Annotated in this window: 29 protein-coding genes and 1 pseudogene; 11 read left to right on the top strand and 19 right to left on the bottom strand. The window is 43.8% G+C overall.

The annotated features are described in order from the left end of the window. A partial coding sequence (locus MiSe_RS35355) for a hypothetical protein (RefSeq protein ID WP_226589090.1) occupies positions 1–350 on the top strand: 350 nt, incomplete at its 5' end. Positions 351–377: 27 nt separating this feature from the next. Continuing rightward, positions 378–620: a hypothetical protein gene (locus MiSe_RS35360; protein WP_226589092.1), complete on the top strand. Its 243-nt coding sequence runs from the start codon at positions 378–380 to the stop codon at positions 618–620. Here MiSe_RS35360 and MiSe_RS35365 read toward each other — a convergent pair. From MiSe_RS35365 to MiSe_RS35375, 3 genes and pseudogenes are all read right to left on the bottom strand, one after another. After that, positions 561–1,886, bottom strand: a complete 1,326-nt coding sequence (locus MiSe_RS35365; RefSeq protein WP_226589094.1) for an aromatic ring-hydroxylating dioxygenase subunit alpha — start codon at positions 1,884–1,886, stop codon at positions 561–563. The genes MiSe_RS35360 and MiSe_RS35365 overlap by 60 nt on opposite strands. Before the next feature lie 768 nt (positions 1,887–2,654). Then, complete coding sequence (locus MiSe_RS35370) at positions 2,655–3,329, bottom strand: hypothetical protein (RefSeq protein WP_373872949.1); 675 nt, start codon at positions 3,327–3,329, stop codon at positions 2,655–2,657. Positions 3,330–3,345: 16 nt separating this feature from the next. After that, positions 3,346–3,699: pseudogene (locus MiSe_RS35375) on the bottom strand (dynamin family protein); the annotation flags it as partial. A 197-nt stretch (positions 3,700–3,896) separates the two neighbouring features. Here MiSe_RS35375 and MiSe_RS35380 point away from each other — a divergent pair. Further along, positions 3,897–4,310 (top strand): hypothetical protein, encoded by a 414-nt coding sequence (locus MiSe_RS35380; protein ID WP_226589100.1) that lies wholly within the window; start codon positions 3,897–3,899, stop codon positions 4,308–4,310. Between the two features lie 286 nt (positions 4,311–4,596). Further along, the gene (locus tag MiSe_RS35385; protein ID WP_226589102.1) at positions 4,597–5,358 is read left to right on the top strand and encodes a winged helix-turn-helix domain-containing protein; all 762 of its coding nucleotides are present in this window, start codon (positions 4,597–4,599) and stop codon (positions 5,356–5,358) included. 26 nt (positions 5,359–5,384) lie between these two features. On the opposite strand, the gene MiSe_RS35390 is transcribed toward MiSe_RS35385, so the two are convergent. Further along, the gene (locus MiSe_RS35390; RefSeq protein ID WP_226589105.1) at positions 5,385–5,897 is read right to left on the bottom strand and encodes a late competence development ComFB family protein; all 513 of its coding nucleotides are present in this window, start codon (positions 5,895–5,897) and stop codon (positions 5,385–5,387) included. 375 nt (positions 5,898–6,272) lie between these two features. On the opposite strand from MiSe_RS35390, the gene MiSe_RS35395 reads away from it, so the two are divergent. Then, positions 6,273–6,728: a DUF29 domain-containing protein gene (locus tag MiSe_RS35395; protein WP_226589108.1), complete on the top strand. Its 456-nt coding sequence runs from the start codon at positions 6,273–6,275 to the stop codon at positions 6,726–6,728. 118 nt (positions 6,729–6,846) lie between these two features. Next, positions 6,847–8,058, top strand: coding sequence for a threonine ammonia-lyase (locus MiSe_RS35400; protein ID WP_226589111.1), 1,212 nt, complete (start codon positions 6,847–6,849; stop codon positions 8,056–8,058). Between the two features lie 173 nt (positions 8,059–8,231). Here the strand turns inward: MiSe_RS35400 and MiSe_RS35405 are convergent, their stop codons facing one another. Then, entirely contained in the window at positions 8,232–8,408 is a 177-nt protein-coding gene (locus tag MiSe_RS35405; RefSeq protein ID WP_226589113.1) for an NblA/ycf18 family protein, read from the bottom strand. 619 nt (positions 8,409–9,027) lie between these two features. On the opposite strand from MiSe_RS35405, the gene MiSe_RS35410 reads away from it, so the two are divergent. Beyond that, a complete protein-coding gene (locus MiSe_RS35410) occupies positions 9,028–10,920 on the top strand; it encodes a tetratricopeptide repeat protein (RefSeq protein WP_226589117.1) in 1,893 nt (630 codons plus the stop codon). A gap of 144 nt (positions 10,921–11,064) precedes the next feature. Here MiSe_RS35410 and MiSe_RS35415 read toward each other — a convergent pair whose 3' ends face one another. The 8 genes from MiSe_RS35415 to MiSe_RS35450 all read right to left on the bottom strand — a co-directional run bounded on the left by MiSe_RS35415 (position 11,065) and on the right by MiSe_RS35450 (position 18,783). After that, a complete protein-coding gene (locus MiSe_RS35415; protein ID WP_226589120.1) occupies positions 11,065–12,195 on the bottom strand; it encodes a nucleotidyltransferase family protein in 1,131 nt (376 codons plus the stop codon). An 18-nt stretch (positions 12,196–12,213) separates the two neighbouring features. Next, positions 12,214–13,263 (bottom strand): SMP-30/gluconolactonase/LRE family protein, encoded by a 1,050-nt coding sequence (locus MiSe_RS35420; RefSeq protein ID WP_226589123.1) that lies wholly within the window; start codon positions 13,261–13,263, stop codon positions 12,214–12,216. Further along, complete coding sequence (locus tag MiSe_RS35425; protein ID WP_226589125.1) at positions 13,211–14,101, bottom strand: SDR family NAD(P)-dependent oxidoreductase; 891 nt, start codon at positions 14,099–14,101, stop codon at positions 13,211–13,213. Before MiSe_RS35425 ends, MiSe_RS35420 begins: the two co-directional genes overlap by 53 nt. Before the next feature lie 95 nt (positions 14,102–14,196). Further along, positions 14,197–14,886: a glycosyltransferase family 2 protein gene (locus MiSe_RS35430; RefSeq protein ID WP_226589127.1), complete on the bottom strand. Its 690-nt coding sequence runs from the start codon at positions 14,884–14,886 to the stop codon at positions 14,197–14,199. A 19-nt stretch (positions 14,887–14,905) separates the two neighbouring features. Continuing rightward, complete coding sequence (locus MiSe_RS35435) at positions 14,906–15,679, bottom strand: glycosyltransferase family 2 protein (RefSeq protein ID WP_226589129.1); 774 nt, start codon at positions 15,677–15,679, stop codon at positions 14,906–14,908. 3 nt (positions 15,680–15,682) lie between these two features. After that, a complete protein-coding gene (locus MiSe_RS35440; protein WP_226589131.1) occupies positions 15,683–16,771 on the bottom strand; it encodes a serine kinase in 1,089 nt (362 codons plus the stop codon). Between the two features lie 84 nt (positions 16,772–16,855). Further along, complete coding sequence (locus MiSe_RS35445; RefSeq protein WP_226589133.1) at positions 16,856–17,314, bottom strand: PqqD family protein; 459 nt, start codon at positions 17,312–17,314, stop codon at positions 16,856–16,858. Between the two features lie 239 nt (positions 17,315–17,553). Continuing rightward, positions 17,554–18,783 (bottom strand): nucleotidyltransferase domain-containing protein, encoded by a 1,230-nt coding sequence (locus MiSe_RS35450; protein ID WP_226589135.1) that lies wholly within the window; start codon positions 18,781–18,783, stop codon positions 17,554–17,556. A 128-nt stretch (positions 18,784–18,911) separates the two neighbouring features. On the opposite strand from MiSe_RS35450, the gene MiSe_RS35455 reads away from it, so the two are divergent. The 3 genes from MiSe_RS35455 to MiSe_RS35465 all read left to right on the top strand — a co-directional run bounded on the left by MiSe_RS35455 (position 18,912) and on the right by MiSe_RS35465 (position 20,976). After that, positions 18,912–19,487 (top strand): DUF924 family protein, encoded by a 576-nt coding sequence (locus MiSe_RS35455; RefSeq protein WP_226589138.1) that lies wholly within the window; start codon positions 18,912–18,914, stop codon positions 19,485–19,487. A 194-nt stretch (positions 19,488–19,681) separates the two neighbouring features. Further along, on the top strand, positions 19,682–20,731 hold the full coding sequence (locus MiSe_RS35460) for a cysteine hydrolase family protein (RefSeq protein WP_226589141.1): 1,050 nt from the start codon (positions 19,682–19,684) through the stop codon (positions 20,729–20,731). Continuing rightward, positions 20,707–20,976, top strand: coding sequence for a histone H1-like repetitive region-containing protein (locus MiSe_RS35465; protein WP_226589143.1), 270 nt, complete (start codon positions 20,707–20,709; stop codon positions 20,974–20,976). The genes MiSe_RS35460 and MiSe_RS35465 overlap by 25 nt, the downstream gene beginning before the upstream one ends. Positions 20,977–21,152: 176 nt before the next feature. Here MiSe_RS35465 and MiSe_RS35470 read toward each other — a convergent pair whose 3' ends face one another. The 3 genes from MiSe_RS35470 to MiSe_RS51420 all read right to left on the bottom strand — a co-directional run bounded on the left by MiSe_RS35470 (position 21,153) and on the right by MiSe_RS51420 (position 22,978). Continuing rightward, positions 21,153–22,568 carry a sensor histidine kinase gene (locus tag MiSe_RS35470; protein WP_226589146.1) on the bottom strand — a complete coding sequence of 472 codons (1,416 nt, stop codon included), beginning with the start codon at positions 22,566–22,568 and terminating at the stop codon, positions 21,153–21,155. Beyond that, positions 22,552–22,710 carry a hypothetical protein gene (locus MiSe_RS35475; protein WP_226589150.1) on the bottom strand — a complete coding sequence of 53 codons (159 nt, stop codon included), beginning with the start codon at positions 22,708–22,710 and terminating at the stop codon, positions 22,552–22,554. Before MiSe_RS35475 ends, MiSe_RS35470 begins: the two co-directional genes overlap by 17 nt. Before the next feature lie 139 nt (positions 22,711–22,849). Then, positions 22,850–22,978 (bottom strand): hypothetical protein, encoded by a 129-nt coding sequence (locus tag MiSe_RS51420; protein WP_264196764.1) that lies wholly within the window; start codon positions 22,976–22,978, stop codon positions 22,850–22,852. A 252-nt stretch (positions 22,979–23,230) separates the two neighbouring features. On the opposite strand from MiSe_RS51420, the gene MiSe_RS35480 reads away from it, so the two are divergent. Beyond that, positions 23,231–23,542 (top strand): hypothetical protein, encoded by a 312-nt coding sequence (locus MiSe_RS35480; RefSeq protein ID WP_226589153.1) that lies wholly within the window; start codon positions 23,231–23,233, stop codon positions 23,540–23,542. Between the two features lie 150 nt (positions 23,543–23,692). Here MiSe_RS35480 and MiSe_RS35485 read toward each other — a convergent pair whose 3' ends face one another. The 3 genes from MiSe_RS35485 to MiSe_RS35495 form a co-directional block, all read right to left on the bottom strand. Beyond that, positions 23,693–24,439 (bottom strand): Uma2 family endonuclease, encoded by a 747-nt coding sequence (locus tag MiSe_RS35485; RefSeq protein WP_226589156.1) that lies wholly within the window; start codon positions 24,437–24,439, stop codon positions 23,693–23,695. Between the two features lie 100 nt (positions 24,440–24,539). Next, entirely contained in the window at positions 24,540–24,986 is a 447-nt protein-coding gene (locus MiSe_RS35490) for a DUF29 family protein (RefSeq protein ID WP_226589159.1), read from the bottom strand. Between the two features lie 6 nt (positions 24,987–24,992). Next, positions 24,993–25,677, bottom strand: a 685-nt coding sequence (locus MiSe_RS35495) for a tetratricopeptide repeat protein (protein WP_226589162.1), incomplete at its 5' end; no start/stop codon positions are given.

Raw genomic sequence — 25,677 nt, forward strand, 5'->3', positions numbered from 1 at the left:
GCCGTGCCCCTACTGGTGCATCACCCAAACCCGGTTGGGGCACGGCATGTATCAAATTGGGACTGGTGCAAAATATCCCTGCTGCCGTGCCCCTACTGGTGAACCACCCAAACCCGGTTGGGGCACGGCATGTATCAAATTGGGACTGGTGCAAAATATCTCTGCTGCCGTGCCCCTACTGGTGCATCACCCAAACCCGGTTGGGGCACGGCATGATTAACATCTGCCTTGGTCAAAATATCCCTGCTGCCGTGCCCCTACTGGTGCATCACCCAAACCCGGTTGGGGCACGGCATGTATCAAATTGGGACTGGTGCAAAATATCCCTGCTGCCGTGCCCCTACTGGTGAACCACCCAAACCCGGTTGGGGCACGGCATGATTAACATCTGCCTTGGTCAAAATATCCCTGCTGCCGTGCCCCTACTGGTGAACCACCCAAACCCGGTTGGGGCACGGCATGTATCAAATTGGGACTGGTGCAAAATATCCCTGCTGCCGTGCCCCTACTGGTGCATCACCCAAACCCGGTTGGGGCACGGCATGATTGCCGCCTTGCCCCTACTTATCGGCGTGTACGTAGTCCACAAAGTAAAATTTTGGTTGCAGCCAGAATTTTAGCCACGCATACCCTCCTAATCCAATTAACGCCAGAATAATTAAGGGCAAACCCAGACGAATTCGCAGCGGATCGGGCAGCAGGGCAACGGTGGCGACGGTTACAGCAAAATATCCCAGCAGACCCGTTTTCAAGTACTGGATATTCTTCAAGGTACGGCGACAACTGCTGCAAATTAGCGTGTGCTGTCGGTAGCGATCGAGGATATCTTCTCGGTTTGGTGGTTGTTCGTTTTGGGACTGTATTTCTGACTCAACCCAGGGTAATTTTCCCTGGCAATACTTATCGAACCAATTGCGAAATTTGATGACCAACAGATCGGCACTGGTTGGCAATTTATAGGCTGTTTTCCAACTTTCAACCAATTGGCGCTGTTGCAGGTAGCGCTCTTGGTAGTAAAGCAAAATCATGTCTCCATCTAGAACTTGATTGCGCGTTTTAATGTGGTCAAACCATCGCGGTGTTAAACGATGCAAAGTTTTGGCAAAGTTACGGGGAAACTGAGCTACAATTCTCGACTTACCTGGGGCAACGGGAATGCAGTAGGTTACTAATCCAGCTTGTCGTTCGTTGCCAAATTTGATGGCATATTCCAGTCGGCAAGGTGGTTGAAATGTAATACGGGATGGAAAGTTTCCTCCCACATTGGCTTCGATTAATTCTTGGGTTGATTGGATAATTTCCATTAAAATGGGTTTGGCTCGGTTGCGATCGCCCTGCACGCCATGATGGGCAAACGGAACGTGACTCGGATCTGCCACATTTTCAATCAGCGTCTGCCAATCGTAGGCCAAATCGCGCACCATAGACGACCAAACAAACCCTTTGCTTTCATCAACTTGAGGCGATAGGGGTAGTGGTTTAGATGCAGCCAAATCGGCAGAATTTTCATCAGGCCATACCCAGAGTAAACCGTTTGCTTGCTGAGAAGGTAGGGACACCGCACAGAAATTGTCTCGATTTTTGGCAATTAAGTCTGGATTATCCGACTGGGGAATGTGCGTACACTCACCTTGAGCATTAAATTGCCAACCGTGATAGCTGCATGCCAGATTACCAGTTTTTTCATCCACGCGGCCTTCACTTAACGGTGCCAGTCGGTGTGGACATTGATCTAAAAATACGCAATATTGTTCAGAAAAACTCGGCTTCCAGATTGCGAGACGACGACCCAAAAGGGTAACCGCCGTAGGACGGGTTGGATCGAGATCTTCTAGTGGTGAAACGGGATACCACTGTTGAAAAAAGTTAAATTCCAATTCAGTCACCGCGTTCAAAATCAAAATTATTGTATTTGTTTACAGTCTATTATAATATAATATAACCACAAGTTTTTGCAATCATAACTTACGCGCGACGAGGCCAAGTTCTGAGATAACAAGCCAGCCCGCCAGGGAATAAATTCCCACAGCGAGTAGCTAAAGTTGGTTAAAACCAACTATTGATTTCGGATGGTTTTCAGTTTGTTTCAACGGACTTGGGCTATTAGCCCGGAAATTTATTTCCGGGCGGGTTATGGATTTGAGGTTATGAACTTGAGCTACTCGCTGTGAAAATTGATTGCCCGAAGCCATCACCAAAGTTTCTGCGTATATCTCTCGTTTCCATCAACGATTTGGCAGAGAAACCCGGTTTCAAAGTTTCTGCGTATATCTCTCGTTTCCATCAACGATTTGGCAGAGAAACCCGGTTTCAAAGTTTCTGCGTATATCTCTCGTTTCCATCAACGATTTGGCAGAGAAACCCGGTTTCTTTGTGGGATCATAACTGAGGCGCGACGAGGCCATCACCAAAGTTTCTGCGTATATCTCTAGTTTCCATCAACGATTTGGCAGAGAAACCCGGTTTCTTTGTGGGATCATAACTGAGGCGCGACGAGGCCATCACCAAAGTTTCTTGCTGGGATCTTTAGTTTCCTTTCCCGACGATTTGGCAGAGAAACCCGGTTTTTTTGCGTAAGTCCTAAATTAGCAATTAGCAATTAGCAATTAGCAATTAGCAGGGATTTAGGGGCGGGGCGACCCCACCCCGACTGGCTATAGAGATGCGCGCACCAAATCAATTTGACGCAACTGAGATAAAATTTCGCTTTCCGCAGTTTTCAACCGGAGAGTTTCGGCTTCTCGGTCAATTTCTTGCAACTGTTTTTGCAGCAGCAAGTTGTTTAACTCGGCTTGGCGGGAATTGATATCGGCGTTGATGCGATCGCTCACCTGATTTTCGTACATATCGAAGCACTTTTGCACGGCTTCAAAAATAGTTGGCTGTTGCTCTTCGGCTATTTGCGGCAGGTATTTGGTGAATTCTTTCTTGGTTGCGGCAATGAATTGTTGTCCCACGTACTCGGCTTGGATTGCTATTCCCCCAATTCCGGCTAAAATTACCCCTAATACCGATAGGGTTAAACTAGCAAAAATTATGCCGATTGCCTGGAGGACGAGGGTAACGCAAACACAAGACAAAACGCTCTGCCAAAACATATTAAAAGAGCCAATCCCTCGGTTTAGACTATCTGGAATTGCTCCAAATCCGTCCATGACAGAATCCGCCCAAGTTGAGGCAGCGGGTTTATAAACATGTCCCACCGCGTCAAATCGATAGCGCAATAGTTTATGATTCATCTCTTCAACAACTTCGTCGTATTCTATCCGGTAGTTTGCTGCTTTTTCTTCTAGTTGGGAGAAGGCGGCGGCGATTTTTTGTTGGGCGATGAATTCCCAAGCCGCAAGTTACTTTTTCGGTTTCACCGTACTTTAACACCGTCAACAAAGCCGTACAGGGATTGACATCGCTGGGGAGCAAATTCTGTCCTAGTAAAGCATTGAGAAAAGTAGTTTTTCCTCGTTTCATATCCCCTAAAACCAGGAGTCGAAATACACCCTGGCGCAAGTTATCCCCCGTAGTGGCGAGACGTTCGATATCGCGATCCAATCCTAATTTTCCGGAGATTTTTTCGCCTTCCGACTCCACTTGAGTGAGAGTTTGGGCGATCGCATCCAAAAGATCGGCAACTTCGGTACGAACTTTGACAACGCGATCTAAATCTTCGATCCAGCCAGATGCTTTAACATTATCGCTGATGGATTTTTCCTGGAACTAAGAGGACGGACTCACTTCAGACTTTAGCTTGCCCAAATTTCGCGGATAAAATACCAGAGTCTGGAGTTAAGAGTCTGACTCCAGTATGGCCTGAGATCGGCTCAACTATTAGTGAACTGGCGATCTGGTAGCGACAGATATGGCAAGATGGGGAAAGTGTCTAGCGATCGCGCTTCCCCATGTCTGCATCCAATCCATCCCTAGATTTCACGCTGCAACGCCTGCGCCTGGTACGTCAGGGTATACTGCGCCTTCACAAAGCGCTACTAGAGTCCGAACGGGTTGTGTACGAACAATTTTACGGACGCATTCAATCCAGCAACGAGTTTTTTCAGCTAGTTCTAAATCACGATTGGTTTAGTTGGTTGCGTCCTATTTCCCAATTTATCGTTCAGATCGATACTTTCCTCAGTAGCAAAGAACCCGTAACGTTAACCGAAGCTAATCAGCTGCTAGAAGAAGCAAAAATGCTCCTCGATCCATCAGAAGAAGGTCCCAGCTTAAAAACGCGATACTATCGTGCTATCCAACGCGATCCGGCTATCGCCCTGATGCACGCAGAGGTGTCAAAATTGCTGGTGAATGACGTTTAGAATCAACCTTGACTTCCACAAATCTGGTTGCTTCAGTTGTTGACATATTGGTTTTTTTGACCTCAACAGATCTCCAGCTTACAGAGCTTGCGTGTAAGTTTTGTGAAAATTTGACTTGATCTTTGTCACAACGTGCTAAAAAAGTGTGTGATATACAGGGGTGCGATCAAGAGAGCAAAGATAAGGAAGACGAGGGAGATGAGGACGATGGGGTCACCACCTTCCTTGGCATCCTAGCAACTAAAATTGACCGCACCCCTATTTTCGTTTTGTTGGAGTATAACCGATGTATAAGCGGGAAGATTTACATTTAGATCCTGAAGCATGTGAAGTAAGTTACAAAGGAACCCTTCTGCGGTTGTATCCCAAAGAATACGAACTGCTCAAGCTATTTCTCGATCATCCCAATCATGTTTTAAGTTCGGCGGCTATTATTGAACGCATTTGGACTGACGATTCAATTCCCACTGAAAATGCAGTCAGAACTCATATTAAAGGGTTGCGACGTAAACTCAAAGAAGCAGGCGCCGAAGATTTAATTCAGACAGTTCACGGTTTGGGATATCGCCTTAAGCCTTTGTCAGGAAACACAACAAAATCGGATAATTCTTTAAATTCACCGCTGATGAAACTCCTGGCATTGCATAACATGGAGTATGTCATAGTGGATAGAGACTTAATCGTTAAAAATTTTTCTCCTGAAGTTAAAAAATATTCCGATTACCCTAGGGATCTCGACATAGGCAAAGAAGTGACACTAGCCTTTCCAGAGTTGACTGGAATCGAATCTATTCTTTTAGAGATTCTGGAAAATCAACGCCCCAGTTTTGAGATCAAAGAAATTGCTAGATCTTGCAATAGTTTACGGCCTGATTATATAAATATTTATGTAATGGCAGAGCCAACCCAAGAGCATTCAAACCAACAATTACTTGTTTTGTTTGAGGACTCTTCAGAAAAAATGGTTTGGAAACAGCAGGTGGTTCAACAACAAAACGAATCATATTTACTAATGATTGGGTCTGGCGATAGCGAGTCAGGGAACTAAAATCTATATATTGCAGCCAGCCAACCCTACCTTAAGTAACCATGTCTGTCCCACATATCAATTGAGCGGGCGAGAAAACGCGGGGATTTGCTATTCATTTCCCCACGGGAAGCTTTAATTAGACTTTGCTCAACAATGACTACTAAATTACTCCAAGACAGTTGCTCGTTTTGGAGTAATTCCTTTAGTTTATCTAGCGCAACCTGAGCTGCTTGGGATTGTACATCGCCATGGGACTGGAGCGGAATTACCCTTCGCAAGGGATCGCGTTGCACTGCTATTATTGCCTGACGTACAGCTAGTAATATCTGCTGACCATACTGCTTTTGGGCGCGAGACATTTGGTACTGCCAACCCTTTTGACTCGAAGCATACAGCGCTGGCAATCTATTCATTGCGTAGGTCATCACATCAATTTTATTAACAGATTGCGCGACGCGAGCCGGGAGCAAGAGCAGTTGTGCATCTATCTCCTGAGAGACAAGAGTTTCCATGACGTTACGACAAACTTGAACCTGAGTGGGTTCGATGGCATTCATGGTTGATGGTTTTCTAATCTGGACTGATACTTAGATTACAGACAGGGTGTGAAATTTTTGTGGAAATTAGCGATTTGTTGGTATATTTTAAAGATTTGGGTAAAACTACCCGCACGGGTAGCAGCAGAATGAGTATATCTGCGTATAGGCTGGTGCGATCGCCTAAAATATAACTAACGCAAGTTGCTAGTTATAAACAAGGGCTTTGCTAATGGCTAATTGCAAGCTTGCTAATATAGGATTTTTACTGACATTAGCCATTAGCTATTAGCCATTAGCCATTAGCCATTAGCCATTAGCTCCTATCCATGAGATAACTAGCAACTTGAGTTAACTAGCAATCCACCCTCAAAAGCGTTCCTTCAGTCAGCCATTATGAAGATAAATCTAGAAGCTAACCGACACAGCTTATACGAGAAAGATTACCTGAAATGGATTGAAACTACAGTGGAAAAATTACGAGGAAAGGACTATTCAAACATCGACTGGGAAAATCTAATTGAGGAATTTGAGGACATGGGGCGGAGCGAGCGTAGGAGTTTGGAAAGCAATCTCGTTGTTATCCTGTTGCACTTACTCAAGTGGCAATATCAGCCAGAATTGAGAAGCGGTAGCTGGAAGGGCAGCATAGTCAAGCATCGCAGACGCATTCGCGAAGCTTTGAAAGATTCTCCCAGCCTCAAACCTTATCTTGAAGAGGTATTTGCTGAATGCTATTTGGATGCAATTGAACAAGCAAGTGCTGAAACTGGACTGCCAGAAGCAACTTTTCCCCAATTATGTCCTTATAGATCTACAGAAGTTTTAGACTCTAATTTCATGCCAGAATGATATTGATGTAGAATTGTCTCAAAACAACGATTTAGCAACAGTGAAGGGATAAGTTAAGTAATATACGCACTTTAGCTGCCAGCGCATTTGAATTGGTGGCTCGTTTCCACTTAAAAATATGACTATCACACTGCAAGATATCCGCAAGGCATCTGAGTTAATTTGCTCGCAAGTTGCTCATACTCCCTGCTCCTATTCCCGCAAGCTTTCTGAAATGATGGGAGCGGAGGTAATTCTAAAGTTTGAAAACCTGCAATTTGTCGGCGCATTTAAAGAACGCGGTGCTTTGGTAAAGCTGCTTTCTCTCACGCCAGAACAACGGCAGAAAGGGGTAATTGCCATGTCAGCAGGTAACCACGCTCAAGCAGTTGCCTACCAAGCTCAGCGCTTAGGTATTCCAGCTGCAATCGTCATGCCTCACTTCACGCCAAATGCTAAAGTAGAACGCACCCGTTCCTTTGGTGCAGAGGTAATTTTACATGGAGAAATTCTAGACGAAACCTTTGGATTAGCCCAACAAATTGCCCAGGAAAGGCAGCTTTGTATCGTCCCTCCCTATGATGACGAAAAGATTATTACTGGACAAGGAACCATTGCGTTGGAAATGCTGGCAGCTTATCCCGACTTGGAGGTGCTGGTAGTTCCTGTAGGGGGTGGAGGACTAATTTCGGGAAATGCAATCGCAGCCAAAAGCGTTCAACCTAATATTAAAATAATCGGCGTACAAACTGCCCGCTTTCCTTCTATGTTACAAGCATTAGAAGGTAAACCAACTACCTGCGGCGGCTCAACAATTGCTGATGGAATTGCCATCAAAGCACCCGGAAAGTTAACGCTCCCGATTGTGCAAAAGTTAGTTGATAAAATTCTCCTGGTAGACGAAGGCGATATTGAAGAAAGCGTGCGCTTGCTGCTGGAATTAGAAAAGACAGTTGTAGAAGGAGCAGGTGCAGTTGGACTCGCTGCACTGCTTGTGCATCGCCAACTTTTTGCCGGACGAAAAGTAGGAGTTATTTTAAGCGGCGGGAATATTGACCTGTTAACCCTATCATCGATTATCCAGCGGAGTTTGGTTCGCTCTGGTCGGCTGGCGCGATTGTGCGTTCAAATCCGCGATGTTCCTGGCGCACTCTCAGAGGTGACGCGGTGCATTGGGGATGTTGGTGGGAATATTGTTGAACTTCACCATCAGCGTGCCTTCACCAGCTTACCTTTGCAGTTAGCAGAAGTGGAATTTGTGCTACAAACGCGCGGACTTCTGCATCTGCAACAAATTATCGACACGCTGATAGATCGAGGTTTTCAATCTTCATTAAAATGTGGGGTGTAGGTTTTTGAAATCCGCTCACTTCTGACTATGTAGAGACGTTACATGTAACGTCTCTACGAGGATTTGATGCCTTTCATCACTCTCTTTCTTCATAACTTAAATAATGTTCAATCAAAAATTGGGAAGATGAAGATGGCACGTTGATGACCATCTCTTCACCATCACTGCTCTGACTAGAGCGCACACTGTTTGAGCATATTGCGAATCACGTTGTCTTTAACCATCAGCAGCCGCGATGCTTGAATTAAGGTTTCTATCATCTGTTCGCGGCTCATGTTCTGAGCTGATTCTTCCATCAATCTCATTTGGAATTCTTGTTCCAGGGTTAATTCAAAGGCGCTGCTGTCCATAATAATCCTCCAAAGGCATAGGGTTTTCAAAACCTCTTGTTTATGAGCTTAATCTGACTGGTGCTTTGATTCCCTCTTCAAATAGAGCGATCTTGCGTTCTTTCTACTGACAGATGAGCCTATTACGACTCACTATGCAGCGAACGCATCTGCACTACTAACCTGAACTTACGATATAGTCCGTAGGTTAAAGAATGAAGAGTCAGGACCTTTTTAACTTGCAGTGGTGTACGATATCTACGAGGCGAATTGCTGGCGACAAATTGCGGACAAAATTTTAAATTTGCTAATTTGTCAGTTGGGCAAGTTAAGTCCGTTTAAGTACGCACACTTCAAGTAGAAGCACCGCAGTTCTTAGAATCCTGGTAGTAGCACAGCATTATCAATATTTCGGGCTTGACAACCAATATTTCTGGTGCTGTGCTACTACTTTTTTGTCACTTGGGGTAGATTTATCTACGATCTGAGAAGTTTAACCCCAAAATTTTGGTAAAATCTACCTTAATTAATATTATAGCTCGCCAATAGCCGGAGTCAACAGTCCGCTGTCAACTCTTGCGGGTAGGCGGGAAACGAGATTACAGGCTATTTTAGTGGCAGAACCGATAAGCGAAAGTCTATGTCAGAATCTCCACGCGATCGCTACCTTACCCTAATCGACGAAATCGTCCAAATGACGCTGAAAGGGAATATCCGCTCCAAACAGCAAGTGTATCAAATGCTGGCGAAAGAGATTGCAGCGGGGGAGGGGGAAATTTTTGAGCGGTGTTTGAGCGATCGCATGGCTGCGGCACAATCTGAAATAGACAAACCTAGCGATGAACTCAAGCAAGCAAAAGCCACTCGCAGCTTGAGGGCGATGAAAACGATTGAGGCAGAGTACTCGCGCTATGAAGTTGATAATCGGGTATCTGCGGCGATTGTAGCGGCGACGAATGCGATCGCACTCGCCGAACCTAACCAACAACTTACCAACCTTTTGCACGCGATCGATCCCAATCAAGCTCAACCGTTAAATTTAGACCAAATCCAACAATTAGCCAAAGCATTACAAAAACAAGCCGAATCCGATCCGGAAGCCAAGCGAGATTTGCAACGGTTATCTTTTGGCCTCACCGAGGGTCTAAAATCTTGGCAGAAATTGCAAGAACATTTAGTCAGTTGGATGTACGAGCAAAATCGCAGCATTGGATTTGAAGGCGCACCAGAACAACGGGGTCCTTGGGGGTTATGGGCAAATCAAGTTAATAGTCCATTTCCTAAAGCATTATTTCAAACTTTGGCGCTGAATCAACCCGTGGGCGAACTGGCAGCAAAACAACATCCAGAACTAAGTGGATTTGTAGAATTGGCAGTAATTTTACAATGCTTGCAACGGGGATTGGTGAATTGGTTCGATAAATTAGTTTACGACTCCAAAATCACGGAAAAGTTGTCGATTTCCACTTATTTAACTTTTGCGTTTATTTGGTCGCAATTAGCCAGTGGGTTCAGTTCTAGTTCTAACAATCAATTCGCCAACGGCTGCTTTCAAGTAACGCTGCAAATCTTGCGAAACTTTGCCCAAAGGAATTACTTTCCCCTCTATGGCGGGATTTTTGCTTCTTTCAGCGGTAGTGCGTTGCGTTCGACATTGGATTATTTAGACGAACCACTGCGACGAGTTGAAGGCACTCAGGAGAAAGCGAGAATTCTGACATTACTGGGATATTCTATGGGGACAGTGGGGCGATATAAAGAGGCGATATCCTTCCACGAACAAGCTTTAGAAATTGCGCGGAGGGAGAGCGATACGCCTGACGGCACGCTGCGCGAACGCATGTGCGAAATTGCCAATCTCAATCACATCAGCCGCATCCACGTGGCGCAAAAGAATTATCCCGAAGCCATCAACTACAGCCAACGCGCCTTAATTTTAAGCCGTCAGAGTGGCGATCGGTTAGGAGAAGCCAACGCCCTAGCAAATTTAGGTTACAGCGAAGTTATTCAAGCCCAACAATTAGAACGAGTCGAACCCGAAGTTTACGAAAGCGCGATTAATTATCTCCAACAAGGATTGCAATTATCCGAACGATTGGGCGACAACTACGGTGCCGGTTTTGCCCTGCAACAAAGTAAGGCGCTTTGTTGCAGCAGTCTCGGCATTGCCCACATTGTTTTATCTCAGCCGCAAGTGGCGATTAACTATCTTGAATCGGGGTTTGAAGCGGCGCAAAAATCGGGCGATTTGTATCTCCAAGGGCTAAATTTGAGTTACTTAGCATCAGCAAATTACAGCCAGCAACAAATCGAAAAAGCTATCTATATTGGCAGCTTGGGGATGTATTTATTAGAGCAAATAAACTCACCCCAATGGCGACAAACAGCCGGATTGGTAACGATCTTGCGCGGACAAGTTGGGGAAGAAGGTTTCCGAAATATCCTGCAAAAATATCGACCTCAAATCATTGCTGTAATTGGCGTAGATGGCTACGATTACATCCCGCAATTGTTGGAGAAATACCATCAATAGCATCTATCGGGGCGGGTTTAGATAAATTGTCTGTTGGTTTCAGAGATTATTGGTAAAACCCGCCCCTAAGCCCATGAAAATCCCTCTAAAATTACCTATCTCTTCTTTTCTCTTACCTTCCCGGTTCTGCGCCTCTGCGGTTCGTTAATTTATTCTTTGATTGGCAAGAGAGTCAGCCGAAACAAGGCGTTTTATCCCCCGAATTATAACTTGATAGGGGACTTGCGATAGGCGTTCAACGCCCCAAATATATTGCAAATACCTGGGAAAACCTAATAATTTTAGTTGATAATCAGCAGAATTAACCATCCTGGAATATTGGAAATATCGCAGGAGAAAACGTTCCAATATGGGTGTTTTTTTGCCAGCGACAATCTGATATTCCCTAGCTTCAAATTGGGATACAGGTAGATTTTGGATCGTTGCAAAACTTGAAGATGGAATCGGGTAATTTAAAATATCTTGTAATTGACTCAGCGTTGTTTTTAAAGGCAAAACAAAATGATATGTTTGAGCCAGACTTATCAAACGATGCCAATCAATTTCTAACTGGGATGAATCGAGTAAAATTGCAGCATCCGCAATCCGATTCGCAGGCATAGTTCGATTCCCCTCTCCTCCCGCGACGCAGATGTAGAATAACGCATCTGTAGGCGACAAAATATACGCGGATGCATCCCCGACTTGAGTTAATTTGGCCCAATTCCAGAAATCTTTTTCAACCGTTTGATTAAACCCATCACCGAAAAGATGCCAGCGCAGATTTAAGTATTGGTTTGATGGATTTTTAAATCCCAAAACGTGAGCAAAAGGTACAAGTTTTTCGGGGATTTTTCCTTGAGGTTGCCAGCCAAGTTTTTGCAATAAACTCATCGCTTTCAAGGCATCTGCTGGATGAACGAGAATATCGAGAAAGTTAATCATCCGCAGAGCTTTATCTTGAGAGGAATTTAAGTTTAAAGCTGCCGCTTTTAGCAACAGCGTGTCTATCCCAGCTTCCTGAAAACAACGCAGAATTGTTGTGAGGTTTTGCAACATAACTTGGTTTTCACACCAACTGCGTCGGTAGACTCCCTTGAGTCTCCCCATATGGTCATCCGTCACGTCATGGGCGGATAAATTGCCATACAATAAAGGCAGTAATTGATAGGATTCTTGGTCGAGATTTTCAATATCAACCGATGCTTTCCATTGCTGCCAGGAGTAAGTTGCTAATTTTCCCTGTAACAGTGCTGCTTTGAGCAGTAATTTTTGTGCAGAATTGGGCGAATTCATAAGTCGTGTATTGTTAATTTAGACAGGAATACCGGGGAAATTGACTCTAATTTTGTAAACCGAAGTTTGAGCGGTAATATAAAGACTTTGCAAATCATCGTCTCCCCAAGCACAATTTGCTGGCACTTCTGGAGTGACAATTGTGCCTAAATGTTTGCCTTGTGAATTAAACACCCAAACACCGCCGCCACCCGTACAATAAATGTGTCCTTGCACGTCTACTTTCATCCCGTCGGGTAAACCAGGTTTGTCGGTTTTCATATCGTAAAAGATGCGTCCATTGGCAAGCTTTCCATCAGTTTTAACGTCGAATACGCGAATGTGACGGCGTTCGGAATCAGCAATATAAAGCTGTTTTTCATCGGGCGAGAAAGCTAGACCATTCGGTTTATCAAAATCATCGGCAATGACGATAAGTTCCTTGCCATCCGGCGCCAGTCGATAAACGCCTTGGATGGGTTGTTCTTGCTGTTCGGGTTTGATACCATAAGGCGGATCGGTAAAATAAATAGAACCGTCACTTTTGACGACAATATCATTAGGACTATTTAATTTTTTAACGTTAAATTGAGCAGCTAATACGGTAATTGAACCATCTTTTTCAGTGCGGGTAACTCTGCGCGTGCCATGTTCGCAGGCAATAAGTCTCCCTTGTTTATCTCTAGTAATTCCGTTGGAATTATTACTAGGTTGTCTGAAGATTGTCACCTGACCATCAGGAGTTAGCTTGTAAATTTTGTTGGCTGGAATATCGCTGAAAAGAAGATACTTTTCTTGAGCAAACCAAATTGGACCTTCGGTAAATTGAAATCCCGTCGCCATGCGATCGCATTTGGCATTCTGAGGAAAAAGGCTTTGAAATGCCGGTTCTTTTGCCTCTAAAAGACCGGAAGCTGAGGGTTTAAACTGTTGCTTGAACCAGGTTTTAATCCGAAACATTTGTTTTTGGCTGTTGGTGAAACTAATAATCGAAAATCCCAAACCAAATAACAGAACGCCAGCTAGGAATTTTTTTCTACTGAGGTGGATTTTGAGCAACACGATAGTTATATAATGACGCTCCGGCATCAATTTTAATGATGGTTCCGGTTGTGAACATGGAAAAATAATCTGAGGCTAGGTAAACAGCCGCTCTACCAATATAACGTGGATTGATAGAACTATGATGCAGTAGGTGATACTCCTGACTGAAAGGGTGTCCTTCTTCATCTTCCGCTACCCAAGCAGGAGCGATGCCGTTAACTCTGATGCCATAGGGAGCCAAATCTACAGCTAATTCTGGAATAATCATACCTAATGCTGCTTTTGAAGCACTATAGCTAGGCCAACGGATAATTTCTTTTTGGTGTACGGAAGTCATAAATATAATAGAGCCTTGAATGCGATCGCTTACCATCATTTGTGAGATAAGTTTGGTGAGGTACATAGGCCCAAACACATTTGTGTTAAATGTTTTATGCCATTCTCCTAAATCTAAGTTATTGATGCCAATGGTTTCAAATTTAATTCCTACATTATTAACAAGAATGTCAATTTTAACTTGATTTTTCCCTAAGCTGCCATGTAAATCATCAATATCTTCAGGCTTGGATATGTCCGAGACATATCCTTGACTTTTAACTGGATAATTCTTTAATTCCTTGTCAATCTGAATAATTTTTGACTCACTAACATCGGTGAAAAAAACATTAGCTCCTTGTTTTGCCATTTCCAAGGCAATACTTCTGCCAATATTTTTTCCGGCTCCAGTGACCAGAACATTTTTTCCTGCTAAAAGCTGATTATCCATCACCACCGCTGGATCTGGTTCTAGTTTTGGGAGTGGTTTTTGTGTGGCTGGCTTCTGAATGGCACTAGGATTAACAAAGGCTGTTAATGCTGCTTTTAATCGATTTTTTAATGTCATTTATCCAAACTAAATTCGCTAATTTGCTGATTGATGCTGAATCTGAGTTCATTATACTTTATTCTTGGTTTCAATTGATTCAGCAGTTTAATCAACTAACTCTGCCTCCGGCGTCGGTCTAGTGACGATTTAAGAATCCGAGTATATTCTATTTGGTATTGGCGTTGCTGAATTCCTTTATTAGTTTCGTGGATTCGCCGTTTGGCAACTAGATCGGGTAACGTCATTGTCCTGAGTTTTAACTCTGTGGCACGCACCTGCCAACTAGCAAATTCTGCTAATTTCCATTGAGTTTCAAATAAGCCTACTCGCAAAAATGAATCGCGTTTAATCAACAAAGCTGAAGGAATATGTCCTGGCATTAATTCAGTAGGACAGTGGAGTTTTACCTTCATATTCTCAGGCAATTCTGGACTAAGAAACTGTTGAACTTGTCCGAAGACTGCATCGAGATCGGGTTGACTTGAAAATGCTGCCATTTGCCGCGTTAATTTATCCTCTACCCAAACATCGTCTGCATCGAGAAAGGCAAAGAAATCGCCTTTTGCTAATTCTATTGCTCGATTACGTGCTGCTGCCGTACCACTGTTGACTTGAAAACAGTATTGCACCGCAGAACCAAAGCTTTTAGCTACATTTGCACTGCCATCGGTTGACCCATCATCGACTACAATAATTTCCAGGGGTTGATAGTTTTGATCCAGCACGCTTTGGATGGCTTGGGCTAGGTAGCGATCGCAATTATATACTGGAATAATTACACTCACTAAAGGGTACTCTTTCATCCTAATTTCTCCCGATTATTTAGAATATTTTTGGCGTGTTAGGTGGCGCTCCCAGGTATTCGTTTATTTTTGGCATACCTGCATGCGAACTTGATGGTAGATTTCCCCGCTGTCGGCATCGATCTAGATGTTTTTTGTAGATTTTAACGAAACCTAGTTCAACTAAATTTTTGCCTAAAGTCATGTTGCTTCGATGCAGGCGATAAAACAGCGTCACCTGCTGCAAAACAACCTTTTCAATTCTATTTTCCCAGGCGCGAATAAACCAGTCTACGTCTTCACCAAACTTTAGCGTTTCATCAAATAAACCCACCCTGTCGAATACCGACTTGCGATAAAGAGCGCTCCCTAGATTAATATAGTTATAGGGGTTGTACTCCGCTGCAAAAATTGCTTCACCATCGGTTGTTATTTGGGATAATTTCATCTGTTGAATTAATCCTTGAACAATTTCTACCGCTGGATTTGCTGCCAAATAACTGGCTTGAAGTTGCAATTTATCATTTGACCACAAATCGTCAACGTCTAAGAAAGCGATCGCATCTCCTTTTGCTATCTTTATCCCATGATTTCGTGCGGCTGCAGGGCCGCGATTTTCCTGGTAAACATAGCGGATACTGTCTTTAAACTTGGCGGCTACTTCTGCTGTTTTATCGGTCGAACCATCATCAATGACGATAATTTCTATTGGATGATAGTTTTGGTTTTTGACATGATAAATCGCCGACTCCAAAAACTTTTCTCCGTTATACACCGGGATAACGACGCTGACTGATAATTGCCGATCTTCCATTGGTTATACTTGAGAAATTAAGTTCAAAATAACTTGAGGGATTTGAGCTACTTCAGTACCGAGTTCCAGATAGTAGCAATTAACTTTGCTGGCAACTTGCATCATAATTTGACATGCTTCTTTGCCAGCACCCGGCAATTGAATCACGGTACTTGGTGCAAGTGCTAATAACGCAGCAGAAAAAGAAGTGGGAGTTAAAGTCGTCTCTGGTTTTCCGGTAATGCGTGGCATTAAAATGGCGCGGATGGGAAAACTAGAGATAATTTTTTCCGGGAAATGGTCGTTGATGAAATAAAGTGCTTTTTCTGAATCTAAGCGATCGCTATTACTTATTGCTCCCGCCAGAAACGGCAATCTTTCCACGTCGTCGGCATTTTTTTTACCCGTACTGTAGATGCTAAAAACCGTTGGATTCGGTTCGGCAGTAACTAAACTATAGTCATCGCTGGCATAAAATAGATCGGAATTCAGGCAAGTTAAAGCTGTAGTTGATTTACCCGATCCGCCTTTTCCAACTAACAACACGCCGCCGCTTGGTATTCCGACTGCACCTGCATGAACCAGTTGAATTCCCTGCTTACCCATCCAAACATTAAAAATTGTCCGCAGAGGGGAACCTGTTTCCCAGTAAGGTAGTTGTACGGGGGTTTCTACCCAATAGATTCCTAAGTTGCGATCGCGATCCAACAAACTCAACGCAAACGCACCCCATTGGAAACTCGTGTGAATGCGATCGCTATTAAACCCGATAATTTCTCCTCGTTTGGGATGATGCTGATTTCTGCGCCAAGGTGGCGGCGGCATTATCGTATTTGTTGAGGTACTATCCCACAAACAAATTGTTAAATCTGGAATTGAAATAGGAGCGATTGCTAAGTGTCCTAAAGCAGGAGTCATGTAGGGAATTAATGCCGCTCCAGCAAATCGCAATCGGATTTTTTTACCCGCTATGCAATAGAAACGGTCAATACAACCCCCCGCTGATGCTTCAGCTTTTTCGTATAGTTCGTAGACTGTATTAAAAAAATCCAGAGAGTCTTTCTCTTCTGTTTTGGTTGCAATTTCGGAATCGGCAAACTCGTTTGTCATCATCTCTTTAGAGCAAAGATTAAGTTAGGTGGTGCGTTGCGCTACGCTAACGCACCCTACATTTTCAAAATGTAAATTAGATCGCGCTTAAACTTTAGCACTAGGCCAGCCGATTTGCTCGTCTACTTCATGGATTGGATCTAAAGCTAGCAATTCTTCCATGTCGGTGTATTTATTTAAGGATGGCGGCTCAAAGTTTGGCTTTTCTCCGTTAACTTCCGCTGCAATTGGCGCGGTTTTGCCATTCGAGTTGAGCGACTCATCCATCTGGTTAATTTTAATCAATTCCTCGCGCTGCAATTGCTCGATAAAGTCGTTGACGCTCTTTTCTATAATTGCGCGATCGCCTGCATACCGCTGAGTCATTTCTTGGATAATCTCGCCTTGGCAAATCCCGCTTATAATCCCGCTCCAAATATCCGCTCCAGCTTGCACCAGACTATAATAATCTCCCTTGTCTAGGTTGACGATGACGACCTCCCCCTCAATGGTTTCGTGGACTACTTTTGGAGCATTCACGCTGAATTTGTCTGATTGTTTCATCATTGCTTATGTTGCTCTTACTTCGCTTTAACTTAAGTATAACTATATTTTAATTTATTAAAATAAAAGTTGTATGAGGGGCAGCCTGTGTTTTGTAAAGAAATTGTGAATCGACGGAGCGGAACAGAAAAAATCCTACTTTTCCCATGGCAACGGATTTAATAGCCAGGAGCTAATGGCTAATGGCTATTGTTAGGAAAAATGCTGTATTAGCAATTAGCAATTAGCCAGCCATTTTATAACTAGCAAGCGTTAAATACTTTCGATACCTGCTCTCTCATCAACCGAATTGGTCGCAGTAGATAGTAAAGAAAAGCAGGAAATTCAGCCAAGGGTAGCAGCAGCCAATCGGAGGTAGTCGGCGTTATTAATACCCTGAGAAAATACATAATTTTGTCGATTAGCCGTTCTCTCGTGCTGAGATGAAATCGGGTAACTGAAGCATCTTGAAACGAGCCATTTGACGAAGAGAAAAGCCGTTCGCTAACCTGCCTAGCTAATAACTCTACATCTTTTTCCGCTTGGCTCTTTTGCCAAACTTCTTCTGGGAGGGAAGTTCCTAAAAGATTGCGTGCAAGCATTAGACCCAAAAACAACATTCGCTGACCGCCTTTAATCCTTGCTGACTCGATTAATTTAGTCCAATTTAACTGGGGATGGCTGCGGATAAATTCAGCAATGTCGCAGATTCTGGCAAGCTGCGTCCAACAGTCTTTTGTACCGTGTCCGACCAGCATCAGCAGCGTATTTTCTGGTGAAAGATTGGGGACTTTGTTGCTAGCAATCGAGACAAATTCGCTTTGATCCCACGCCAGAGAATCGATGGGAAAAGAAAAATATTGCGGCATTATTCCCCAGTGTAGTTCTGCCGTCACGCCTTTTTCCTGGTGAATAAAAGGATAGGCAGCTTCCCGGACAAATTGATGGATGCTTTGCGATCGCACAAACGCCGCTTCCTGTTCTTCCGTCACTTCAATCCGCTCGATTTTCATCCGATAACCCTCAGACAAAAACAGCGCCTTGGCTTTTTCTATGTCTTGAGAGCGAACCAAAATATCTAAATCGCTAAACTGCCGCAATGACAAATTACCATAGGCAGAAGCAGCTAAAACTGGCCCTTTAAAAGGAAGCGCTGGAATTCCTTGTGCCTCAAATAAATTCAGGAGTCTAACCAGTTCCGCACTCAACAATAAGCTGCGTCGAGTATTGGCGCGGAAATTAGCCTGCAACTGATTTAGAATAGTTTTGGGAACAGCTTGTGGACAGATTGCGTTCAAATTCGAGTACAATAGCGGCGTCACTCGGTGCTGTTGCGCCATTTGAGTCAGCTTCACCCAGTCTATATTTTCTTGGAGCAAGGCTTTGAGGCGCGAGGCTGTTTCCGATTCTAGCCTGGTGCTGGCACAGCAAAGCAGTATTTCGATTTCAGGGTGAGTAGCTAGCGATGAAGTCAGAACAGGTGATTGAAGCAATCTCTACCTCCGTTAATTTGGCAATCGTCCGTTGGGTATAGTGGTTCCAAATCTTTATTCAAAATCCCACAGGGGTTATCAGGAAATTCTCCCAACGAATTTTAATAAAAAGATGAAGCGAGCGCACTATGTCACAATTTGAAGAAATCCTCAACTTTTGGTTTGGTCACCCCGACGAGTCTAGCTACGGCAAACCTCGCCAGTTTTGGTTCGCGTCAGATCCAGAATTCGACCTTAAAGTGCGAACTCAGTTTCAAACCGACTACGAATTAGCCGCATCAGGGAAACTGGATGAATGGAAAAATTCACCCCAAAGTTGTCTGGCGTTGATAATTTTGCTAGATCAATTTCCCAGAAACATGTTTCGCGGCGAAGCGAAAGCATTTGCCACCGACTCCCAAGCACTCTCAGTAGCAAAGCACGCCGTAGATCGTGGTTTTGACCGCGAATTATTACCCGTACAGCGATGGTTTATTTACTTACCTTTTGAACATAGCGAAAATCTTGCCAATCAACATCAAGCAGTTGAGCTATACAATGGCTTAAGCGAATATCCAGATTGTGCCGCCGCGATTAACTACGTCATTCAACACCTAAAAATTATCGAACGATTCGGACGCTTTCCCCATCGCAATCAAATTTTAGGTCGCGAAACAACGCCAGAGGAAGCAGAATTTCTGAAACAACCAAATTCATCATTTTAATGGGGAATTGCTAATTGCTAATTGCTAATAGAACGCCACAAAAACTATTGTGGGGTAGGCATACTGCCTGCCCTAGACTCTATTTTTTGGTGAGCTATAATGGGGAAAAATATCTCTATTAGCTACTAATCTTGGCGTTCTACTCAACGAGTGCGCCTCTGAAAGCGTCTATGGCGTCTTGGCGGTTTAATCATATGACAACAGAAACAAACAAACAACTACCTATTCCGGCTCACTTTGACTCTAGTAAAGTTGGAGAAGTTTGGCGAGTCAGTTACCAAAAGCTGGCGTCAGCAGCCAAAAACTGGGCAAAACAATACGAAATACAACCCGCAGCTAACGACAAAACCCGCATTTGTTTATTAGCAATTGACGTTCAGAACACCTTTTGCATTCCCGAATTTGAATTATTTGTTGGAGGTCGTTCGGGTACGGGTGCTGTTGATGACAACGTGCGACTGTGCGAATTTATCTATCGCAACTTAGGGGTAATTACAACTATTGCACCCACACTGGACACTCACACCGCCGCGCAAATTTTCCATCCCCTATTCTGGGTAAACAATGCTGGCGAACATCCTAACCCAACAACTACCATTACTTTAGATGACGTGCAAAAAGGCATTTGGAAAGTTAATCCAGATATTGCTTACAGCATTGCCAATGGCGACTACAACTTATTGCAAAAACATGCCTTGCACTACGTCCATAAATTGAGCGATGAAGGCAAATATCCTTTAACCGTTTGGCCTTATCATTCTATGTTAGGCGGGATTGGTCACGCTTTAGTTTCTGCTGTGGAAGAAGCGATATTTTTCCATAACATAGTTAGGAACAGTCAAACGCTTTTTGAAATTAAAGGTAACAATCCCCTCACTGAAAATTACTCTGTACTGCGTCCCGAAGTTTTAGAGACTTACGACGGGAGTCTTATTGCTCAGAAAAATGCATCTTTTATGCAAAAGTTGCTGGAATTTGACAAAGTAATTATTGCGGGACAAGCTAAAAGTCACTGCGTCGCTTGGACAATTGACGATTTGCTGACGGAAATTATGGCAAAAGACCCCAATCTTGCCCAAAAAATCTATCTGTTGGAAGATTGCACTTCACCTGTGGTGGTTCCTGGGATAATTGATTTTAGCGAACAAGCGGATGCCGCTTTTCAACGCTTTGCTAATGCTGGGATGCACGTTGTAAAATCAACTCAACTAATTGATACTTGGTTATCGCCCACAAGGTTATAGCCCGCAAGGTTATCGCCCGCAAGGTTATCGCCCGCAAGATTATCGCCCGCAAGATTATCGCCCGCAAGATTATCGCCCGCAAGATTATCGCCCGCCAGATTATCGCCCACAAGATTATCGCCCACAAGATTATCGCCCGCCAGATTATCGCCCGCCAGATTATCGCCCGCCAGATTATCGCCCGCCAGATTATCGCCCGCCAGATTATCGCCCGCCAGGAAATAAATTTCCTTGCTAATAGCTAAAGTCCATTAAAATGGACTAATAGACTTTTCCAAAAACTCTTGTGGGGTGGGCATTCTGCCTGCCCTTGAATTTCTTTTCTGGATAAGTCTAATGCTTTTTCCCAGTCCTCTTTAGAGGACTTTCGCTATTAGCCCGGAAATTTATTTCCGGGCGGGTCGGTGGCAAGATGCAAGATCTAATTTGGCGCTAAAGGTAGTGTAAACCAGAAAGTTGATCCTGCGTTAGGACTGCTAATTACGCCAATTTTACCGCCGTGAGCGGTAATAATTTGCTTGCATAAATACAATCCTAAACCTAAACCTGGCATATAGCGAGCGCGATCGCCTTTAGCGTACAGTTCAAATAAGCGATCGCATTGTGCGGGTGAAATGCCAATTCCGTTATCGGCGACGGTGCAACGAATCATTTTAGGGTGACGCGCTTGCTTTCTGTTCTGATTTTCCTCGACTATTTCTGCATCCAAGGTTAGAGTAATTCCATGGGGATTGTGCTTCATCGCGTTAGAAATTAAGTTGGTAAACGCGCGCCACAATTGAGTCGCATCGCCGTTAATTAAAGGCAAATCCGCACCGATTCGATTGTTTAAAATCACCTGATTTTTATTTAAAACGGGTGCCAAATCTGACAATACAGCTTCTACCAGCTTGTCCAATCGGAGTGGTTCGCAATTGAGGGTAATTCCTTGCACCTCGGTAGCATGAGCTTCCAGTAAAGAATTGATTAAATTCATCTGGCGATCGCTTCCCTGCAATAACCTCTCCAACACCGATCGATCCACCACCAATTTTTGCTCTGGTTTCTTTAAAAGACTTTGCAAAACAATTGAAGTACCGATGACGGGACTTCGCAAATCGTGGGAAACCGAATGCAAAAACACTCGCAATCCACGCCGAGATTCAAATTCAGCGCGTTGCAACTTTTCGTACATATACACTGCCAAATCGCAGATCAGGCCAACCCAAAATAGATTTAGAATCCCGCCAATCGCGTACAAATCGTAAATCGAACGCTCGCCTATTTTAGTTACTCCCAAAAGCGGATAAACACATGCATAGTAAGCGATCGGTACTAGCTGAGACAACAAATGCAATCGCCAACAAACGGGAATTAAAATTGCCTGTCCTAAAAACTCCAAAGTCCAGTTGGGAGGCAATGGTATACCAAAAAACGTCCCTACAATTTGATCGCTTAGCGTCATCGACCAAGAAATACCAAGAAAAAGTAATGCTAGATGGCGTTTTCCCCATTTGGTTTTTAGCAAAAACAGGAAACTAACTAATAAAATTGCAAACAGTAAGCTATGGACGGTGACAACGCTTCTGAACCGATCGGCGAGGGTTGGATCTTTGGAGAGTTTGAAGATATCTTTGTTGAATTGGGTAGAATTGATAAAAAATACGTAGACCGTGCTGGCTGAGGTGGTCAAAAAATAAAGGATAATAATCCATAAGGAAAGGTGCAAGCGATCGCGCATAAATCCCTGTCGCCATTCCTGATAGTCTGCGGACTCAGCAGGATGAAACAACCGTTGCACCAAAGCAATAGCTTTGCTCACAATAGGTAAATCGAATACCCTAATTTTTGCGTCCATAGGTGCTGCCATAGGTCTTATTGCGCTTAAGGTATAGTTTCGAGCTTACCCTTGTCATCCTCCAGTCGGTCATTCCATTGGGCGAACTTTGATTGCAGAAACCCGGTTTCTCTAAAAAACCCGGTTTTTCAAGCATTTTCATAGCTAAATTCCTGTGCTTTATATGCATCCCTTTATATCGTTTCCAGTTGCATCAGAATTACTGCACGTAGTGTCAATTAGCAATTAGCAATTAGCAATTAGCAAAAAAGCCAATCATTCCGATGCAACCGGATTTGATATTAATCATTGCGTTCGACGGAACCATCGGCATAAAGTTTGAGTGCAACTAATTCGTCTTTCCCCTCATTGTTGACCTTGGTGTAGACAATCTTGACAAGTGGAGAACCTTTTTTGTTGTAGCAGCACATCTTTAACACCACCTTGCTGGAGAATCTTGCTTGCTTAACTTCCTTCTCCTATTTATTACTACCTCTGGCGCAAAGGGACTTATGCAGCTAGATGCCTGACTCTTTCACTGCCAAAACTGCCGGAGATGATATTGGTAAGTTTGATGGTATAATGACTGCCAAACAAATAAGGCGCCGGATGTGATGGTGAGACACCACATCGCGACGACTTCCAACCCCTAACGAAGGAGCCGTATAGGAGCGGCATTGTATATGGTATCTAACTCTGATGATTCGCGGTCTGGCGATCGCGAAAATTTACCTTTGGAAAGTGCGATCGCTCTCCAATGCCTTTCTGACGATCTGGCATACATTGTGGAATGCCTGCAAACCCTGCAAGAATTGAACCAGCTGGTCAGTACCTGTTCCAACTTTCTAGTTGAGGATGATTCGAGCCACAATTTGTCCATTCGTCACTTTTACCTGTTGTTCGATATGTACATATCTCATTCAGAAATGTACCGCGACGCAATCCAAGACTCAGTTACGCAATTGCAAAGGACTTTAGAAAAGTCTGGCGGATAAAGATGTCAAGCTGCTGACCAAATACGGCAGCTTGACAGTAGAACAGAATTTACGCAACTGTCTATGTTGCAGTTGCGTAAATTCTGTTTATGTTCATGGGTTACCTGATTTGTTACTATTTTAAGAATTTGAGTGCCAAAACTTGACATGCTAACTACCGCTTATTGCCTGCACCTCTTCTACTGATAAATTTAATGCTTCCGCCACCTGTTCAACAGTCAATCCAAATCCCAATAATCGAGGAATTGCTTCCCTTCTCGCTTGCTCTGCTTGTTCGGCACGCTGCCGTTCCTGGTCAGCACGTTGCCTTTCTTGTTCAAACCGTTGGGAAATCTCCACATAAGTCAAAAAACGCTCTCCATCGGGACGAAAAAGCTCTAAATTTTCCTCTGACAAAACAAACCGAATTCCCAATCTAGGACTGACCCAATCTGCCATTTGAGGGATGATATCTAACCCATCTTCTCCGCGAAACCAACCCCGCAACCGATTTCGAGCGGGATCGTAAATATAATACTCTTGCACGCCGTAGCGGTCGTAAAAGAGCAATTTTCTGTCCATTTCATCGGGGGAATTGCTGGGAGAGAGTATTTCAAACACCACCTGGGGTGCAATTCCTTCTTCGTTCCACTGCTGATAGGAACCCCGATCGCCTTTAGGTCTACCAAAGACTACCATCACATCGGGAGCGTTGAAGATGCTATTGCGTCCCTCAACCGGATACCAAAACAAATCCCCGGCGACAAATACATTAGGGTCATCAGCGAATAACCAATCTAAGTTCTGCTCAATGACTAATATCCAGCGAAACTGCACCGTATTATTTGCCATTGGTTTTCCGTCGCTATCGGGATAAATCACCTCTGATTGGGTTTGCGATCGCACTTGAGATACCATATCCCCAACCTCAGAAATATTTGCTATTTTCTGTTTCTAACTTACCACGCTCGTACCGTCCATAGCACCGTTCGTAGTAAGCACTTCATTGCCGCTATTATTAGGGCAATTCATCACCCGTTTCTCGCTCTAAAATCAAATCCATTGCCGTTTCGATTGTCTTTTCTCGATTCACCATTGAACCAAGCTGTTCCGCTTCGTAGATGCCTTCAAATGCTTCTAAAGCAGCATTTTTCAAAGCCGCTCTGTAAGCTTCCTGTAAAGTTTCCTCTAGTTCTTCCTCAGTCAGATAAGTTCCTTTTGCTTTGTGTCGCCTATTGGTACGTTGGATTTGCGTCACAGCATTGAAAATTGAAGTTTCCCAAGACTTAGTTGTGCGATTTTCAGCAGATTTTTTAATCAGATGCAATAACAAAATAATTGCATAACTGAAGATTTTATTGAGTTTATCTGACTTACTCATTTCTTCGAGTTCTTCCACCAGTTCTATCGCTTCTGGAATCTTGCCTTGGTATAGTAATTCTTTGAGAGTTATTAATTCTTCCATAGGTAGCTATCCTTGAATCAACGCCTGAAACCGTTCGTCTGCTCGAATATTGTCAAAATCTGAGTCAGTTTTTGCCATCTCCCGATATTCTTCAGGATTCAAACTAATTGCCTGTCGCAAGCTTTCAATTGCTAATTCCACATTTCCGTGCAAGGCATAACTACAAGCCTTGTTGTACCAAGTATTGGGTTCATCTGGTTTAATTTTCAAAGCTTGGTCGTAAGCGGCGATCGCTTCCTCTAATCGTCCTAATTTACCCAGCGCAATCCCCCGGTTGTTCCAGGCTTCATGGTCATCTGGTTTAATTTTCAAAGCTTCGTCGTAAGCGGCGATCGCTTCCTCTAATCGTCCTAATTTACGCAGCGCAATCCCCCGGTTGTACCAGGCTTCATGAAGATCTGGTTTAATTTTCAAAGCTTCGTCGTAAGCGGCGATCGCTTCCTCTAATCGTCCTAAATCATCCAGCGCATTCCCCCGGTTGTTCCAGGGTTCATGGTCATCTGGTTTAATTTTCAAAGCTTGGTCGTAAGCGGCGATCGCTTCCTCTAATCGTCCTAATTTACGCAGCGCAATCCCCCGGTTGTTCCAGGCTTCATGAAGATCTGGTTTAATTTTCAAAGCTTCGTCGTAAGCGGCGATCGCTTCCTCTAATCGTCCTAATTTACGCAGCGCAATCCCCCGGTTGTACCAG

The organism is Microseira wollei NIES-4236 (assembly GCF_020521235.1).
Lineage (GTDB): Bacteria > Cyanobacteriota > Cyanobacteriia > Cyanobacteriales > Aerosakkonemataceae > Microseira > Microseira wollei.